The organism is Alloyangia pacifica (assembly GCF_020524285.1).
Lineage (GTDB): Bacteria > Pseudomonadota > Alphaproteobacteria > Rhodobacterales > Rhodobacteraceae > Salipiger > Salipiger pacificus_B.
In genome coordinates this window covers 205,684-221,148 of the sequence record NZ_JAIVKX010000007.1, presented here as the reverse complement: position 1 = coordinate 221,148, position 15,465 = coordinate 205,684, and the positions used below count along the sequence as shown (strand labels likewise).

Genomic DNA, 15,465 nt, shown 5'->3' with positions numbered 1-15,465 from the left:
GAGACAGGAGAAGGGGCGGGAATTTTCCCGCCCCTTTTTCTTTGGACTTGCGGTAGCCGGGTGAGCGCCTGCCCGTGGGATGGCGCCGCAACGTCGGAGGTAGGCGCTTTATCCCAGCCAGTTCCGGACGAAATGAGAGCGACGCACAAGGCCGCCAAAGCGCCAGCCCGCCGGGACGGGCAGGCGCTCGCCCGGCGGCCTTCGGCCTTGATTCCGGGCGGATTCACACCCCCAGGTAGCGCTCCGCGACCTCGCCTTTCACCTCGGCGAACACCCCGTCCCAGACCGAGCGTCCGCGCTCGAGGATCACCGCGCGGTCGGCCACCTGCGCCAGCTCCGCAAGCGCCTTGTCCACCACCAGGATCGACAGTCCGCTCTCGCGTTTGAGCAGCCCCAGCGCGTCCCAGATCTCCTGCCGCACCAGCGGCGCGAGCCCCTCGGTGGCCTCGTCCAGCACCAGCAGCCGCGGGTTGGTCATCAGCGCCCGGCCGATCGCCAGCATCTGCTGCTCGCCCCCCGACAGCGTCCCCGCGACCTGGCCGCGCCGTTCGGCGAGGCGGGGGAAGAGCGCCTCGACCTTTGCCTGATCCCATGCGCCGGGACGTGCCGCGGCGATGAGGTTCTCGGTCACCGTGAGGTCCCGGAAGCAGCGCCGGCCCTCGGGCACCAGGCCGACCCCCAGCCGCGCCACCCTGTGCGAGGGCAGCTTGCCGATGTCCTGCCCGGCAAAGCGCCGGACACCGCCGGCGGCCATCATCCCGCAGAGGCAACGCACCGTGGTGCTCTTGCCCATGCCGTTGCGCCCCATGAGCGCCAGCACCTCGCCCTCCTCGATCTCCAGCGACACGCCGAAGAGCGCCTGCGATGCGCCGTAGGAGGCGGTCAGATCGTGCAGTTCCAGAAGGCTCATGACGCATCTCCGAGATAAGCGTCGCGCACCTCCGGGCTGCGCCGGATCTCCTCCACCGTGCCGGTGGCGATGATGCGCCCGTAGACCAGCACCGAGATGCGGTCGGCCAGCGCGAAGACCGCGTCCATGTCATGCTCGATGAGCAGGATCGGCGCCTCGGCGCGCAGCCGGTCGAGGATGCCCGTGAGATGCTGCGAGCCCTCGCCGCCGAGACCCGCCATCGGCTCGTCCATCAGGAAGGCTTTCGGCTGCAGGGTGAGCGCCACCGCCACCTCGAGTTGGCGGCGCTGGCCGTGGCTCAGCTCGCTGACCACCGTGGCGGCGTGATCCGCCAATCCCATACGCTCGAGCGCGGCCATCGCCCGGTCGCGCAGCTCCGCCCGTTTCAATGCCGGACGGAAGAAGCGGTAGGGCGAGCTGCTCGCCCCCAGCGCGCCCAGCACCGCGTTCTGCAGCACCGTGTCCTCCATCGCCAGCGCCGAGACCTGGAAGGTGCGCGCCAGCCCCGCGCGGGCGCGGGCCATGGTGCTGAGCCCGGTGACGTCCCGCCCGAGAAAATGCACCGTCCCCTCGTCGGGCGCGATATTGCCCGAGAGCTGCTTGATCATCGTCGACTTTCCGGCGCCGTTGGGGCCGATCACCGCGTGGATCTCGCCGGGACGCAGATCGAGCGTGATGCCGTCCGAGGCGCGCAGCGCGCCGAAGCTCTTCACCAGCCCGCGGGTTTCTAGAACAGGCTCAGTCATGCGCCTTCTCCCGTCCCGCGATCAGCCCGACGAGGCCGCCGCGCGCGAAGAGCACCACGGCGAGCAGCAGGAGCCCCAGCCAGATGTGCCAGAACTCCGACATATCGCCGAGGAAATGCTCGAGCATCACGAAGACCGCCGCCCCGACCACCGGGCCGAACAGCCGCCCGACGCCGCCGAGGATGATGAAGACCATGATCTCTCCGCTGGTCTGCCAGCTGAACATGGTCGGGCTGACGAAGCGGTTCAGATCGGCAAAGAGCGCGCCCGCCAGACCGGTGATCGCGCCGGAGATGACGAAGCCCACCAGCCGCAGCCGCTTGGGATCCAGCCCCACCGCCTGCACCCGGTCCGGGCTCTGACGCGCAGCGCCGAGTGCGAGGCCGAAGGGACTGCGCGCCAGCAGGTGCGCGCCCAGGAGCACCAGGCAGAGCACCGCGTAGCACAGGCCGAAGAACTGGATCGGATCGAGCGTGTTCAGCCCCGGAAAGCCATTGCGCACGTAGATCGACAGCCCGTCCTCGCCGCCATAGGCGCTCCACGAGATCGAGAAGAAGTAGAACATCTGCCCGAAGGCGAGCGTGATCATGATGAAGTAGACGCCCGAGGTGCGCAGAGCCAGGAGCCCGATCAGCAGTGCCGCCAAGGCCGAGACCAGCACCGCTACCAGCCAGATGAAGGGCATCGAGGTGGAGCCCTCGAACAGGAACGGCCATTCGAACATTGGCTCGTAGTTCTGCACGTGGCTGGCGAGAATGCCCATGGCGTAGCCGCCGATGCCGAAGAAAGTGGCGTGGCCGAGGCTCACCAGCCCGCCGATCCCCAGCGCGATGTTCAGTCCCACCGCGGCCAGCGCGAGAATCGCGGCGCGGGTCGCCAGCGTGATGGTGAAGGGCTCGCCCATGACATGCGCCGCCAGCGGCACAAGGCCGAGCGCCAGCAGCACCACCGCGCCGAGAATGCGTTCGCGGCTCATGATTTCGCTCCGAAGAGGCCGGTGGGTTTCCAGGCCAGCACCGCCGCCATCAGCACGTAGATCGCCATGGAGGCCAGCGCCGCCCCGGTCTGCGTGGCGGCGGCGGGCTCCATGAAGAGCCCGAAGATTTGCGGCAGGAAGATCCCGCCCAGCGTGTCGGTCAGCCCCACGAGGATCGCGCCGACCAGCGCCCCCTCGATCGAGCCGATGCCGCCGATCACGATCACCACGAAGGCAAGGATCAGCACCGGCTCGCCCATGCCCACCTGCACCGACTGGATCGCCCCCACCAGCGCGCCAGCCAGCCCGGCCAGCGCCGCGCCGAGCGCGAAGACCAGCGTGTAGAGCCGGGCGATGTCGACGCCGAGCGCGGCGATCATCTCGCGGTCGTTCTCACCGGCGCGGATGCGGATGCCGAGCCGCGTGCGGGCGATCAGCCAGAACAGCAGCGCGGCCACCACGAGGCCCATACCGATGATGAACAGCCGGTAAAGCGGATACTGGATGCCCCCCGGCAGGGTGACCGGCCCCGAGAGCGCCTCGGGGATGTCGAGGTAGAGCGGGAAGGAGCCGAAGATCCAGCGCGTGCCTTCCGAGAAGATCAGGATCAGCGCGAAGGTGGCCAACACCTGATCAAGGTGGTCGCGGTCATAGAGCCGCCGGATCACCAGCCGCTCGACCAGCGCGCCCGCAGCAGCGGCGGCGGCCAGTGCGGCCACCAGCGCCAGCACGAACGAACCGGTGACGGCGGCGGTGGCGGCGGCCGCAAAGGCGCCGACCATGTAAAGCGAGCCATGGGCGAGGTTGATCAACCCCATGACGCCGAAGATCAGCGTCAGCCCGGCGGCCATGAGAAACAGCATGACGCCGGATTGCAGCCCGTTCAGCACCTGCTCGGCGATGAGGATGGGGGTCATTCTTTGGTCCGTCTCAGGTCAGCCGCGGGCCTCGGCCCGCGCGCCCGGCCCATGCGCCGGGGTCGGACGCGGCCAGCCCCGGATCGCTCCGAGGGGCCGCGCCCTGCAGGGTCACATCTTGCACTCGTCCTCGTAGGCGTGGCCGCGATCCTCGATCGCCGTGCCGACGATCTTGTTGGTGAGGATGTCGCCCTCCTTGATCACCTCGCGGACGTAGATGTCCTGGATCGGGTGATGGCTCGGCGAGAACTCGAACGCGCCGCGGACCGAGGCGAAGTCGGCCTCTTTCAGCGCCGCGCGGAAGGCGTCCTTGTCGGTGATCTCGGCCTTCTCGAGCGCCGAGAGCAGCAGCAGCGCGGTGTCATAGCCCTGCGCCGCGTAGAGCGACGGCAGCCGGTCGTACTTGGCGAGATAGGCCTCGACGAAATGCGCATTGCTCTCGTTCTCGAGGTCCTTGTTCCACGACGAGGTGTTCTTCACGCCGAGCGCCGCATCGCCCACGGCCTGCAGAATGTTCTGGTCAAACGAGAAGGCCGGGCCGACCAGCGGCAGGTCCACACCGCTGTCGGCATATTGCTTGAGGAAGGAGATCCCCATGCCGCCGGGCAGGAAGAAGAACACGCTGTCGGCGCCCGAGGCGCGGATCTGCGCGATCTCGGCGGCGTAATCGGTCTGGCCGAGCTTGGTGTAGATCTCGCCGGCCAGCTCGCCCTCGTAGAAGCGCTTGAAGCCGTTCAGCGAGTCCTTCCCGGCCGGGTAGTTCGGCGCGAGGATGAAGGTGTTCTTGAAGTCGGCGCTGGTGGCATAGGCGCCCGCCGCCTCGTGCAGGTTGTCGTTCTGATAGGAGACCGAGAAGTAGTTGGCGTTGCAGCCCCGCCCCGCCAGCTGCGCCGGCGCGGCATTGGTCGACAGGTAGAACAGCCCCTGCGCGGTCGCCGAGGGCACCACCGCCATCGCGAGGTTCGACCAGACGATGCCGGTCAGCAGGTCGACCTTGTCGGACTGGATCATGCGGTCGGCGATCTGCACCGCGACGTCGGGCTTCTGCTGGTCGTCCTCGACCACCACCTCGAGATCGTCGCGCCCGGCCTCGTCGATGGCCAGCATGAAGCCGTCGCGGGTGTCGATGCCGAGCCCGGCACCGCCGCCCGACAGCGTGGTGATGAGACCGACCTTGACCTCGGCCGAGGCGGCCGTCGCGCAGGCGACAAGCGCCGCGGAGGCGAGAAGCTGTTTGAGCATGGAAATCTCCCTGTTGTCCCTTCGGGCGGCCTCTTCCGGGCCGCGGCGTTTGATTGCGGCCAGTTTTGGACAGACGTCGGGGAAAGACAATGCAGGAAAAGCCCGCCGCGGAGCGGCGTTGCCATTTCGCCCGTCCCGGCGCCGCAGCTCCGTGGGCCGCCCCCACGCGCGCTTGCCAGGCCGCGGGCAATGCGGGATGACTTGCGCATGAGCCAGACACCTTCAGACAGCGCGCCGCGGCTGCGGCTGCGCATCCTCTTCGGCACCGATGCCATGCTCGGCCCGGGCAAGGCAGACCTGCTCGAACATATCCGCGAGACCGGCTCGATCGCCGCCGCGGGCCGCGCCATGTCGATGAGCTACAAGCGCGCCTGGAGCCTCGTGGAAGAGATGAACAGCACCTTTCGCGGGCCGCTGGTCGACAGCAGCCGCGGCGGCGCCAGGGGCGGCGGTGCCCATCTCACGGAACTGGGCGAGGAGGTGCTGGCCAACTACCGGGCGCTCGAGGAGATCATCGCCGAAGCCGGGGCCGACCGGATCGAGACCTTGCAGGGGATGCTGCGCGAAACCACCACCCCCGCCGCTGCCGATATTCCCGAAGGGAAATAACGCTTGCCCCGTCAGCCCCTTGTTGCGATATGTTCAGCCATACATATCCGGATTCAGGGACCTCCCCACATGCGATTTGCCGCCCTCCTCCGCCCCGCGCTTCCTGCCGCGCTGCTCAGCACCCTCCCGCTTGCCGCGCAGGCCGAGGAGGTCGTGGTCTTTGCCGCCGCCAGCCTGAAGAACGCGATGGACGAGATCGCCCCGGCCTTCGAGGCGCAGAGCGGGCACGCGGTCACGGTCTCGCTCGCCGGTTCCTCGGCGCTGGCGCGGCAGATCCAGCAAGGCGCGCCCGCCGACATCTTCATCTCGGCCAACGAAAGCTGGATGGACGCGCTGGAAGCGGACGGGCTGCTCGAGCCCGACGGCCGCAGCGACCTTCTGCGCAACGCGATCGTGCTGATTGCGCACGGCAAGGACGCCGCGCCGGTCGAGATCACCCCGGAGATGGACCTGCCCGCTTTGCTCGACGGCGGGCGCCTGGCGATGGCGCTGGTCGACGCGGTGCCCGCGGGCATCTACGGCAAGGCGGCGCTGGAGAACCTCGGCCTCTGGGACAGCGCGCTGCCGCAGGTGGCGCAGGCGGACAACGTCCGCGCCGCGCTGGCGCTGGTCTCGGCCGGCGAGGCTCCGCTCGGCATCGTCTACGCCACCGACGCCGCCGCCGATGACGACGTCAGCGTGATCGGGACCTTCCCCGAGGACAGCCACCCGCCGATCGTCTACCCCGTCGCCGATCTTGCCGGGCGCGACACCGAGGCCGAGGCGGCCTTTCTCGACTACCTGCACGGCCCCGAGGCCCGCGCCGCCTTCGAACGGCAGGGCTTCGGGATCGTGACCCAGACCGGCACGGGCGGCTGAGGCATGGAGTGGCTGGGCCCGGAAGAATGGCAGGCCGTGCGGCTTTCGCTGCGGGTGTCCTTCTGGGCCACGCTGGCCGGTCTGCCCCCGGCACTGCTCGCGGCCTATGCGCTGGCGCGCTGGCGCTTTCCCGGCAAGCAGCTGCTCAACGGGCTGGTGCACCTGCCGCTGATTCTGCCGCCGGTGGTCACCGGCTACCTGCTGCTGCTGACCTTCGGCACCCGCGGTCCCGTCGGTGCGATGCTGCAGGAGATCGGCCTGGTCTTCGCCTTCCGCTGGACCGGCGCCGCGCTGGCCGCGGGGGTCATGGCCTTTCCGCTGGTCGTGCGGGCGATCCGGCTGTCGCTCGAAGCGGTCGATCCGAAGCTGGAACAGGCCGCCGCCACGCTCGGCGCCTCGCGTCCTTGGGTGTTCGTGACCGTCACCTTGCCGCTGATCCTGCCCGGGATCATCGCCGGGGCGGTGCTCGGCTTTGCCAAGGCCATGGGCGAGTTCGGCGCCACCATCACCTTCGTGTCGAACATCCCCGGCCAGACCCAGACCCTGCCCTCGGCGATCTACGCCTTCCTGCAGGTGCCCGGCGGCGAAAGCGCGGCGCTGCGGCTGGTGGCGGTCTCGGTCGCCGTGGCCATGTCGGCGCTGCTGCTGTCCGAATGGCTGGCGCGGCGGGCCCAGAAACGGGTGGCGGGCACATGACGCTGTCGGTCTCGCTCCAGCACCGGTTCGGCAGCTTCGACCTCGACGCCTGTTTCGAGGCGCCGGCGGGGATCACCGTGCTCTTCGGTCGCTCGGGCTCGGGCAAGACCACCATCGTCAATGCCGTCGCCGGGCTGCTCCGCCCCGATGCCGGGCGGGTTGCAGTGGACGATCTCGTGCTCTTCGACACCGGGCGCCGCCACTGGCTGCCGCCGCACCGGCGGCGCATCGGCTACATCTTCCAGGAGGGGCGCCTGTTCCCTCACCTGTCGGTGCGGCAGAACCTGCACTACGGCGCCAGGTTCTCGCCACGGCGCCCCACACACGCCGAGGCCGGGCGCGTGGTCGAGATGCTGGGCATCGGCGCCCTGCTCGAGCGCCGCCCCGGGGCGCTCTCGGGCGGCGAGAAACAGCGTGTCGCCATCGGGAGGGCGCTGCTGTCCTCGCCACGCATGCTCCTGGCGGACGAGCCGCTGGCGGCGCTCGACGAGGCACGCAAATCCGAGATCCTGCCCTACTTCGAGCGGCTGCGCGACGAGGCCGAGGTGCCCATCCTCTTCGTCAGCCACTCCGCCGCCGAGGTCGCGCGGCTCGCCACCACCGTCGTCGCGCTGGAGAACGGGCGCGTGACGCGGCAGGGTCCGGCGGCCGAGGTGCTGGCCGATCCGGCCGTCACCCCGCTCGGCGCGCGGGCCGCGGGCGCGGTGCTGAGCGCGCAGGTGGTTCGGCAGCATGACGACGGGCTGACCGAGCTCGATGCCGGCGGCACGCCGCTGTTCATCCCACGCCTCAATGCCGCCCCGGGCACGCAGGTCCGGGTCCGCATCGCCGCGCATGAGGTGATCCTGTCGCGGCAGCGCCCCGAGGGTCTCTCGGCGCTGAACATCATCGCCGGACAGGTGCAGGAAATCCGTGCCGGGGACGGCCCCGGCATGCTGGTCTCTCTGGACACGCCCGCGGGCCGGGTGCTGGCGCGGATCACCCGCCGTTCCGCCGCGGCGCTGGAGCTGGCGCCCGGGGCGATCTGCCACGCGGTGATGAAATCCGTGGCCGTCGCCCCGGAGGACATCGGCGGCCCCGGCAGGAATGAAACTCCGGGATTGCGATGATCGAGATAATTCCCTACGTTTTTCGTGGGTGAGTTTTGAGTGTGTTGCGATGGTGTGCCGGGTTGCGCCTTCGGCGGAAACGGGAGTCGACCAGCCGCCGGAGACCATGATTTTCAGATACCTGCGCGACGCGATCGCGCGGAATCGCATCCCGATCGGTACGCAGATCCGGGTCTCCGGTGTCGCTGAGGATCGCGGAAGCTCCCCTGAAACCGTCGCCCGTGCCGTGCTTCTGCTGGCCGAGGAAGGGCTGGTCGAGCGCGGCGATCGCGATCGGGCGATCGTGCTGCCGATCTCGGAACAGCGGCTGCGCGATGCCGTCTTCCTCCGCGAGCAGGCAGAGGTCGAGATCATCCGCCGGGTGACCGAAGAGGCGGACACCGGCTTTCTCAACGAACTGCGCGAGCAGATCCTGCGGCAAAAGCTCGTGGGCATGCGCGGGCCGCGCGACCTGCTGCGCCTCGACAACCGGTTTCATCGCACGCTGGCCGCCCAGGCCGGTGTCGACAGCATCTGGCCCTGCCTCGAGATCTGGAAGCTCTGCATCGACCGGGTGCGCTTCACCGTCGACGAAAGCCAGACCCCCGAGGAGATGATCAGCCAGCACACGGCGCTCGTCGACCGGATTGCCATGCGCGATGTCGAGGGCGCGGCAGCGGCCATTCGATATCACGTCAGCAGCGTCCTTCGGCGGCTGCCGGAGTACCGGCGCGCCCACCCCGAACGGTTTCGCGACTGATCCGGGCCGAGCGGGATCAGCCCTGCGGCGTCATCCCCGGGCGCGCCCTGTGCCGCTTCAGTCCCAGCGCCCGCTCGCGCAGGATGATGGCGATGCCCGAGGCGACGACGATGGCCGAGCCGAGCAGCATGAGCAGCGTCGGCACCTCGGCAAAGACCACGTAGCCGATGAAGATCGCAAAGAGGATCGAGGCATAGTCGAAGGGCGCCAGCAGCGCGGCTTCGGCGCCCTTGTACGCCGAGGTCAGGCAGATCTGCGCCACGCCGCCGATCAGCCCGGTTCCGATCAGCAGCGCCAGCGTGCCCGGCTCCGGCATCACCCAGCCGAAGGGCACGGTCAGCAGCGACAGCAGCGTCGTCGTCAGAGAGAAATAGAAGACGATGGCCGAGGTCTGCTCGGTCTGCACCATGCGGCGGATGTGGATCTGCACCAGCGCCCGCAGCACCGCCGAGCCCATCACGCAGCCGATGCCCCAGAGCACCGCCGTGCTGACCTCGGAGACTGTCAGCAACGGCACCATGATCACCAGCACCCCGAGCAGCCCGGTGCACACCGCGGAGATCCGGAAGAGGCGCACCGTCTCGCCCAGCAGCAGCGCGGCGAAGATCACCGTCAGCGGCGGCGCGGCATAGCTCAGCGCGGTCACCTCGGGCAACGGCAGCAGCCCCAGGGCCGCGAAGTTGAGCGCCATCGCCCCGCTGCCGACGATGCCGCGCAGGAAATGCGCCGTCGGGCTGGCCACGTAAAGCCCGGCTTTCATGTCGCCGCGCACCATCAGCCACGCAATGATGACCGGCAGCGCGAAGAAGGAGCGGAAGAACACGGTTTCGCCGGTCGGCACCTCGTCGGAGACCGATTTCACGATGGCGGACATGATGACAAAGAGCACCACGGAGGTGAGTTTCAGCGCAATGCCGCGCAAGGGGGACATGAAGGCTCCGGGCGATGCGCCGAAAAAGAAAAATCCCGCACACACTGGCGCTTGGCCGCGGCAAGGTCAACCTTCGGCGGGGCCCTCGGTTTCCAGGCAATGGCGACGGAAGGCGCGCTTGAGCATGTCGAGTTCGGCGCGCAGCAGCGCCATCTCGGCCCGGATGTCCTCGCCCATGGCCTCGCCCGCGATCAGCGTGAAGCTCTCCAGCAGCGTGCCGCCCGCCGCCTCGGAGATCAGGAAGGTCTGCACCCCGTCCCCCACCGCCTCGATCGGCACCGGCACCTCCAGCGCCCATTGCCCGGGCGTGCCCATATCGGCAAGGGTGACGCCGCGCACCGGCCTGTCGTCGAGCATCACGGTGATCTCGGGCTGGCTGCCGGCAGGGCCGGACAGCAGCCCATGCCAAACGCCTTCGCGGAAGCGGGTCTTGGTCAGGGTATACTCGCTCATCGGTCTCTCCGGCTCAGAGCTCCGCCCGCGGGCGGCGGCTGAAGGTCAGGTCCCGCAGGATCACCTCGTTCATTTCGGGGCCCTCGAAGATCAGGTCGAGCCACATGCCGTCGATCCGCTTCTCGTTGAGCCGCGTATAGGCGAGGTCGAACTCGACGCTGATCTCCTCGGCGTTCAGCGGCAGCTCGCGCACGATCTGCTCGGTGTTCGGCCCGTGGCGGATATTGAGCCGGGCGAAGATCTCCAGCGGCTTTTCCATCTCGACGATGGTCTCGGCCCGGATCAGGTGGCGGCGGCCGAGCCCCGCGCAGGCCTCGGCCGGAAGATCGACCGCCAGCGACAGGTAGGAGCCGCTGAAGCGGAAGACGTCGAGCCGCAACCCGTAGGGGGCGAGGTCGGCTTCGCGCAGGTTGCGGATCTGGCGCAGGGTGATCTCCGAGCGCGGGCAGTCGTGGAACAGCGTCGCCTCGGCCCCGAGTTTCGACTTGTTGGGCACCGAGGCGATGCCGGGCTTCGGCAGCGGCCCGCGCCAGAGTTCGGGGCGCCAGGCCCAGTCGGCATCGGCGGGGCGCGGAAAGGCCTGGTTGCCGACAAGGGGCAGCGCCAGCCGCTCCTCGGCCACCTGCAGCAGGTCATCGAGCCGTGCCCGCAGCCGCCGGGCCGCGCTGCGCTGGGTGCGCAATTCGGCCAGCGGCATGTCCGGCGCCGCGCCCGCCTGCCGCGACCAGCGCCGCAGCGATGCCGCCTGCAGCGCCTGCTGCACCCACCTGCCGCCCCATTGCCTTGCCATGCGTTACCCGGCCCTTCGCCATACACCGCCGCACGCCATCGTGCGCGCCTACCCCACTGCGCACCCTGTGATGTGCGTCTCGGTTCTTATGGCAAATCCCGCAGATCGAATAAACGGGGCTGCGATGCGTGGCGCGCTCAGCGTTGCGCCACCGCCTCGGGGCTGAGCGCGGTGATCCGCGCGCGCACCGCCTGCAACATGGCCGCGCCATCGCGCCCGGCCAGCGCCCCGTCCTTCGGCGCGTAAAGCGCCATGACCACCAGCCGCCCGTTCAGTTGGAACGCGCCGCGCCAATAGCGCGGGTCGCCCTCGGGCAGCACGCGGTTGCCGCCTGCCGCGAGATGCGCCAGAGACAGCCCGTCGCGCAGGCCGCCGCCCGCGATCGCCCGCTGCCCGGCCTCGGCCGCCATGACCTCGGGCGCCGGCAGCGCCCCGGAGCGGCCCGCTGGGCCGACCGCCACCGTCAGCATCATCGGATCGACGAAGGCCCCGCTCTCGCCACCGCTGAGGTTCTGGCACGAGGCAAGCACGGCAAAGCCGCGCCCGGCGCGGCGCTCGAGCGTCACCGGGTCGATGCAGTAGCCGGAGGGCCCGGCAACGACGACCGCGCCGTTCTCGAGCGCCGCCTGCTGCAATGGCGGGCGGCCCGTGGTCTCGCAGGCGGCCAGGGCGACAAGCGCCAGCAGCGCCATGCCGCGCAGGGCGCGGCTCTTTCCAAGGATCGTCATCATGCGAATGGGGGTAGCGAAGCGCCGGAAACCGCACAAGCAACAAAGCCGAAAGCGCCCCGTGATGGTCACGGATCCGCGCATTGACAGCCCGGCGCAAGCACCTGACCATCGGCGCAAAAGGACAAGTCCGATGCGCCCTGACAGAGCCGACAGCCCAGCCCTTCCGCCGCGCCGGCACGTGCAGGCGCGGCGATGAGCTACGTCCCCTTTGCCCTGCTCACCGAGACGGCCCGACGGCCGCAGCTCTGGCGTCTGGTGATCGGCGTCGGGATGGTCCTGGCGGTGACCTTCGTGCTGGGCCAGCTGCTCTTCGGCCTCGTGCTGATGCTGGCACCCGCGGGCAGCAGCGCCGCGCTGGCCGAGGCCATCCACCGCGCCGACACGCCGCTTGGCATGCTGGTGCTGCTGGTCTCGATGGGCGCGCTCGGGATCGGGACCGGTGTCGCCGCGCGGGTGGTGCACGACCGCAACCCGCGCACGCTTTTCGGCCCGCTACCGCTGGCCGTGGCGCAGTTCCTGCGGACCGGCGCGGCGGCGGGGCTGGCCGCGCTGGTCGGCGCGGCGTTGATGATCTGGGGCATGGGCGGCGCGCCTCAGGCGGGACTCGCCCCGCTGCGCTGGCTGGCGCTGCTGCCGCTGACCCTGCCCGCGATCCTGATCCAGACCACCAGCGAGGAACTCCTGTTCCGCGGCTACCTGCAGACCCAGCTGGCCGCGCGCCTGCCGCAGCCCTGGGTCTGGCTGACCGTGCCCTCGCTGCTCTTCGCGCTGGGGCACTACGCCCCCGGAACCTATGGCAGCGCCGCGACCAGCGTGGCGATCTGGGCCTTTCTCTTCGGCCTGGCGGCGGCCGATCTGACCGCCCGTTCGGGTACGCTCGGCCCCGCCATCGCGCTGCATTTCGTCAACAATATCGTGGCGCTGGCGCTCATCGCGCCGCAGGGTGACATGTCCGGGCTGGCGCTGATGCTCTGGCCGTTCGGCCCCTCGGACACCGAGGCGCTGCTGCGCATGCTGCCGATGGACCTGGTGACGCTGCTGATCAGCTGGCTCGCCGCGCGGCTCGCCCTGCGCCGCTGACGACCGCGCGCCCCGGCGGCCCCGCGAGCCCCCTCGCGCAGGCCACGATTGCATTTCCCCTGCCGCTTGCTTAAGTCAGCGCCAACCGAAAACCGCTGACGCCGCACGGAACGCTCGGAAAACAAGGGCAGCACCGCATGAACTGGATTACCAACTACGTCCGTCCCCGGATCAACTCGATCTTCTCGCGCCGCGAGGTGCCCGAGAACCTGTGGACCAAATGCGACTCCTGCGGGACGATGCTCTTCCACCGCGAGGTGGCGGACAACCTCGGCGTCTGCACCAGCTGCGGCCACCACATGAACATCACGCCGCGCGCCCGCTTCAGCGCGCTCTTCGACGGCGGTGTGTTCAACGAGATCGCCGTGCCCGAGCCGATCACCGATCCGCTGCAGTTCCGCGACCAGAAGAAATACCCCGACCGGATGAAGGCGGCGCAGAAATCCACCGGCGAGCGCGAGGCCATGCTGGTCGCCGCCGGCGAGATCAACCGCACCCCCGTGGTGGCCTGCGCGCAGGACTTCTCGTTCATGGCGGGCTCGATGGGCATGTACGTCGGCAATGCCATCGTCGCCGCCGCCGAGGAAGCGGTGAAGCTGAAGCGCCCGCTGATCCTGTTCTCCGCTGCGGGCGGCGCGCGCATGCAGGAGGGGATCCTCTCGCTGATGCAGATGCCGCGCACCACCGTCGCCGTGCAGATGCTGCGCGAGGCGGGGCTGCCCTACATCGTCGTGCTCACCCATCCGACCACCGGCGGGGTCACCGCCTCCTACGCGATGCTGGGCGACGTTCAGATCGCCGAGCCGGGCGCGCTGATCTGCTTCGCCGGCCCGCGGGTGATCGAGCAGACCATCCGGGAAAAGCTGCCCGAGGGCTTCCAGCGCGCCGAGTACCTGCTCGAGCACGGCATGCTCGACCGGGTCACCGACCGCCGCGAACTGAAGACCGAGCTGACCACCATCCTGCGCATGCTGCTGGGGATGCCGCCCGCGGTCGCCGGCGATCTGCCCGCCCCCAGCGAAGAGGCCCAGCCCGCCACGGCTCCAAAAGCCGAGGCCGAGGCCAAGCCCGCGAAGAAGAAATCCGCCAAGTGAGCGACGTGGCCAGCGTGACCGGAACGCCCGGCTCGGACGTCATCCTCGACCGGATGATGTCCCTGCACCCCAAGATCATCGACCTGACGCTCGACCGGGTCTGGCGGCTGCTGGAAGCACTGGACCACCCCGAGCGCGCCCTGCCCCCGGTGATCCACCTGGCCGGGACCAACGGCAAGGGCTCGACCCAGGCGATGATCCGCGCCGGGCTAGAGGCGGGCGGCAAGCGCGTGCACGCCTATGTCTCGCCGCACCTCGTGCGCTTCCATGAACGCATCCGCCTCGCCGGCGAGCTGATCTCGGAAGACGCCTTGAGCGCCGTGCTCGACGAGTGCTGGGAGAAGAACCAGCGCGAACAGATCACCTATTTCGAGATCACCACCTGCGCCGCGCTGCTGGCCTATGCCCGCACGCCCGCCGATTACACGCTGCTGGAGACCGGGCTCGGCGGGCGGCTTGACGCCACCAACGTGGTCGAGAGGCCCGCGCTGACCATCCTCACGCCGATCTCTCTGGACCACCAGCAGTACCTCGGCGAGACGCTGGCAGAGATCGCCGGCGAGAAGGCCGGCATCCTCAAGCGCGGCGTGCCCTGCGTGGTCGGCCCACAGCCCGACGAGGCAATGGAGGTCATCGAGGCCCGCGCCGCCCGGCTGGGCGTTCCGCTCCTGGCCCACGGCCAGCAGTGGCACGTCTGGGAAGAGCGCGGCCGCATGGTCTACCAGGACGAGACCGGTCTTCTGGACATGCCGCTGCCGAACCTGCCGGGCAAGCACCAGCTCTACAACGCCGGCGCGGCGCTGGCGGCGCTGCGCCATCTCGGCTTCGACGAGCCCGCCTGCGAGGCGGCCGTGACCTCCGCCGACTGGCCCGCCCGCATGCAGCGCCTGACCCGTGGCCCGCTGCTCTCGGCGGCGCCGCTTGCCGAGCTCTGGCTCGACGGCGGCCACAACCCGGCGGCCGGCGAAGCCTTGGCCGACCACATTGCCCGGATGCCGCGCCGCCCGACGCACCTGATCTGCGGCATGCTGAACACCAAGGACGTCTCGGGCTACCTGCGCCCGCTCGCCGCCGTGGCCGACAGCCTGACCTCGGTCTCGATCCCCGACGCCCCAGCGACGCTGGAGGCCGAGGAAACCGCGCGCATCGCCCGCGCCTCCGGCCTGCGCGCCCATGCGGCCGCGGATGTCCCGGCGGCGCTGGCCGCGATCACCGCCGAGGAGCCGCGCGCCCGGGTCCTGATCTGCGGCTCGCTCTATCTTGCGGGCACGGTTCTGCGCGAAAACGGCTGAGTTTCAGGCTGACTCTACGGCACTAAGGGTGGTGGAGAGGTAAAATCGGACTCTTAGGGTTCGTTTAACCAACTATATCTTGACGGATCACGCAAACGTCACCTAGGCTTTGATATGTAAGGTTAGGCTTCACTGCAATCTGCGCGGCGAAGCACATCGGGGACAGACAGAGCTACGGTAAGTTCACGGGGCGGTGCCAGCCAAGTCGGCACCCTAGGGACAGGACAAAAAACGCACGGAATTAATGTGCGATTTCCGCTGCCGAATTCTCTGCCATACCCACGGCCCCACG

At 69.4% G+C, this 15,465-nt stretch carries 17 protein-coding genes; 8 read left to right on the top strand and 9 right to left on the bottom strand.

Annotated features, from left to right (window positions below):
* Positions 1-223: 223 nt before the first annotated feature.
* From LC039_RS11160 to LC039_RS11140, 5 genes are all read right to left on the bottom strand, one after another.
* Complete coding sequence (locus tag LC039_RS11160; RefSeq protein WP_226624145.1) at positions 224-910, bottom strand: ABC transporter ATP-binding protein; 687 nt, start codon at positions 908-910, stop codon at positions 224-226.
* Positions 907-1,656 (bottom strand): ABC transporter ATP-binding protein, encoded by a 750-nt coding sequence (locus LC039_RS11155; protein WP_226624137.1) that lies wholly within the window; start codon positions 1,654-1,656, stop codon positions 907-909. Before LC039_RS11155 ends, LC039_RS11160 begins: the two co-directional genes overlap by 4 nt.
* Positions 1,649-2,632: a branched-chain amino acid ABC transporter permease gene (locus tag LC039_RS11150; RefSeq protein WP_226624135.1), complete on the bottom strand. Its 984-nt coding sequence runs from the start codon at positions 2,630-2,632 to the stop codon at positions 1,649-1,651. Before LC039_RS11150 ends, LC039_RS11155 begins: the two co-directional genes overlap by 8 nt.
* Positions 2,629-3,549 (bottom strand): branched-chain amino acid ABC transporter permease, encoded by a 921-nt coding sequence (locus LC039_RS11145; RefSeq protein ID WP_226624133.1) that lies wholly within the window; start codon positions 3,547-3,549, stop codon positions 2,629-2,631. The genes LC039_RS11150 and LC039_RS11145 overlap by 4 nt, the downstream gene beginning before the upstream one ends.
* A 111-nt stretch (positions 3,550-3,660) precedes the next feature.
* Complete coding sequence (locus tag LC039_RS11140) at positions 3,661-4,791, bottom strand: ABC transporter substrate-binding protein (RefSeq protein ID WP_226624131.1); 1,131 nt, start codon at positions 4,789-4,791, stop codon at positions 3,661-3,663.
* A 207-nt stretch (positions 4,792-4,998) separates the two neighbouring features.
* Between LC039_RS11140 and LC039_RS11135 the strand changes: the two genes are divergently transcribed.
* From LC039_RS11135 to LC039_RS11110, 5 genes are all read left to right on the top strand, one after another.
* On the top strand, positions 4,999-5,400 hold the full coding sequence (locus tag LC039_RS11135) for a winged helix-turn-helix domain-containing protein (protein WP_226624129.1): 402 nt from the start codon (positions 4,999-5,001) through the stop codon (positions 5,398-5,400).
* Positions 5,401-5,469: 69 nt separating this feature from the next.
* Positions 5,470-6,258, top strand: coding sequence for a molybdate ABC transporter substrate-binding protein (gene modA / locus LC039_RS11130; RefSeq protein ID WP_226624127.1), 789 nt, complete (start codon positions 5,470-5,472; stop codon positions 6,256-6,258).
* 3 nt (positions 6,259-6,261) lie between these two features.
* Positions 6,262-6,954: a molybdate ABC transporter permease subunit gene (gene modB / locus LC039_RS11120; protein ID WP_264179513.1), complete on the top strand. Its 693-nt coding sequence runs from the start codon at positions 6,262-6,264 to the stop codon at positions 6,952-6,954.
* Entirely contained in the window at positions 6,951-8,063 is a 1,113-nt protein-coding gene (modC, locus tag LC039_RS11115; RefSeq protein WP_226624124.1) for a molybdenum ABC transporter ATP-binding protein, read from the top strand. Before modB ends, modC begins: the two co-directional genes overlap by 4 nt.
* Positions 8,064-8,169: 106 nt before the next feature.
* Complete coding sequence (locus tag LC039_RS11110; RefSeq protein ID WP_226624122.1) at positions 8,170-8,802, top strand: GntR family transcriptional regulator; 633 nt, start codon at positions 8,170-8,172, stop codon at positions 8,800-8,802.
* Positions 8,803-8,818: 16 nt separating this feature from the next.
* Here the strand turns inward: LC039_RS11110 and LC039_RS11105 are convergent, their stop codons facing one another.
* From LC039_RS11105 to LC039_RS11090, 4 genes are all read right to left on the bottom strand, one after another.
* A complete protein-coding gene (locus tag LC039_RS11105; protein ID WP_226624121.1) occupies positions 8,819-9,733 on the bottom strand; it encodes a DMT family transporter in 915 nt (304 codons plus the stop codon).
* A gap of 66 nt (positions 9,734-9,799) precedes the next feature.
* Complete coding sequence (locus LC039_RS11100) at positions 9,800-10,186, bottom strand: hypothetical protein (RefSeq protein ID WP_226624119.1); 387 nt, start codon at positions 10,184-10,186, stop codon at positions 9,800-9,802.
* A gap of 13 nt (positions 10,187-10,199) precedes the next feature.
* Complete coding sequence (locus LC039_RS11095) at positions 10,200-10,976, bottom strand: DUF6478 family protein (protein ID WP_226624117.1); 777 nt, start codon at positions 10,974-10,976, stop codon at positions 10,200-10,202.
* Between the two features lie 137 nt (positions 10,977-11,113).
* Positions 11,114-11,704, bottom strand: coding sequence for a dihydroxy-acid dehydratase (locus LC039_RS11090; RefSeq protein ID WP_226624115.1), 591 nt, complete (start codon positions 11,702-11,704; stop codon positions 11,114-11,116).
* A 195-nt stretch (positions 11,705-11,899) separates the two neighbouring features.
* Here LC039_RS11090 and LC039_RS11085 point away from each other — a divergent pair, with 195 nt between their 5' ends.
* From LC039_RS11085 to LC039_RS11075, 3 genes are all read left to right on the top strand, one after another.
* The gene (locus tag LC039_RS11085; RefSeq protein WP_226624113.1) at positions 11,900-12,787 is read left to right on the top strand and encodes a CPBP family intramembrane glutamic endopeptidase; all 888 of its coding nucleotides are present in this window, start codon (positions 11,900-11,902) and stop codon (positions 12,785-12,787) included.
* Between the two features lie 137 nt (positions 12,788-12,924).
* Positions 12,925-13,881 (top strand): acetyl-CoA carboxylase, carboxyltransferase subunit beta, encoded by a 957-nt coding sequence (gene accD / locus LC039_RS11080; protein ID WP_226624111.1) that lies wholly within the window; start codon positions 12,925-12,927, stop codon positions 13,879-13,881.
* Between the two features lie 53 nt (positions 13,882-13,934).
* A complete protein-coding gene (locus LC039_RS11075) occupies positions 13,935-15,173 on the top strand; it encodes a bifunctional folylpolyglutamate synthase/dihydrofolate synthase (RefSeq protein ID WP_226624344.1) in 1,239 nt (412 codons plus the stop codon).
* The last annotated feature ends 292 nt before the right edge of the window (positions 15,174-15,465 follow it).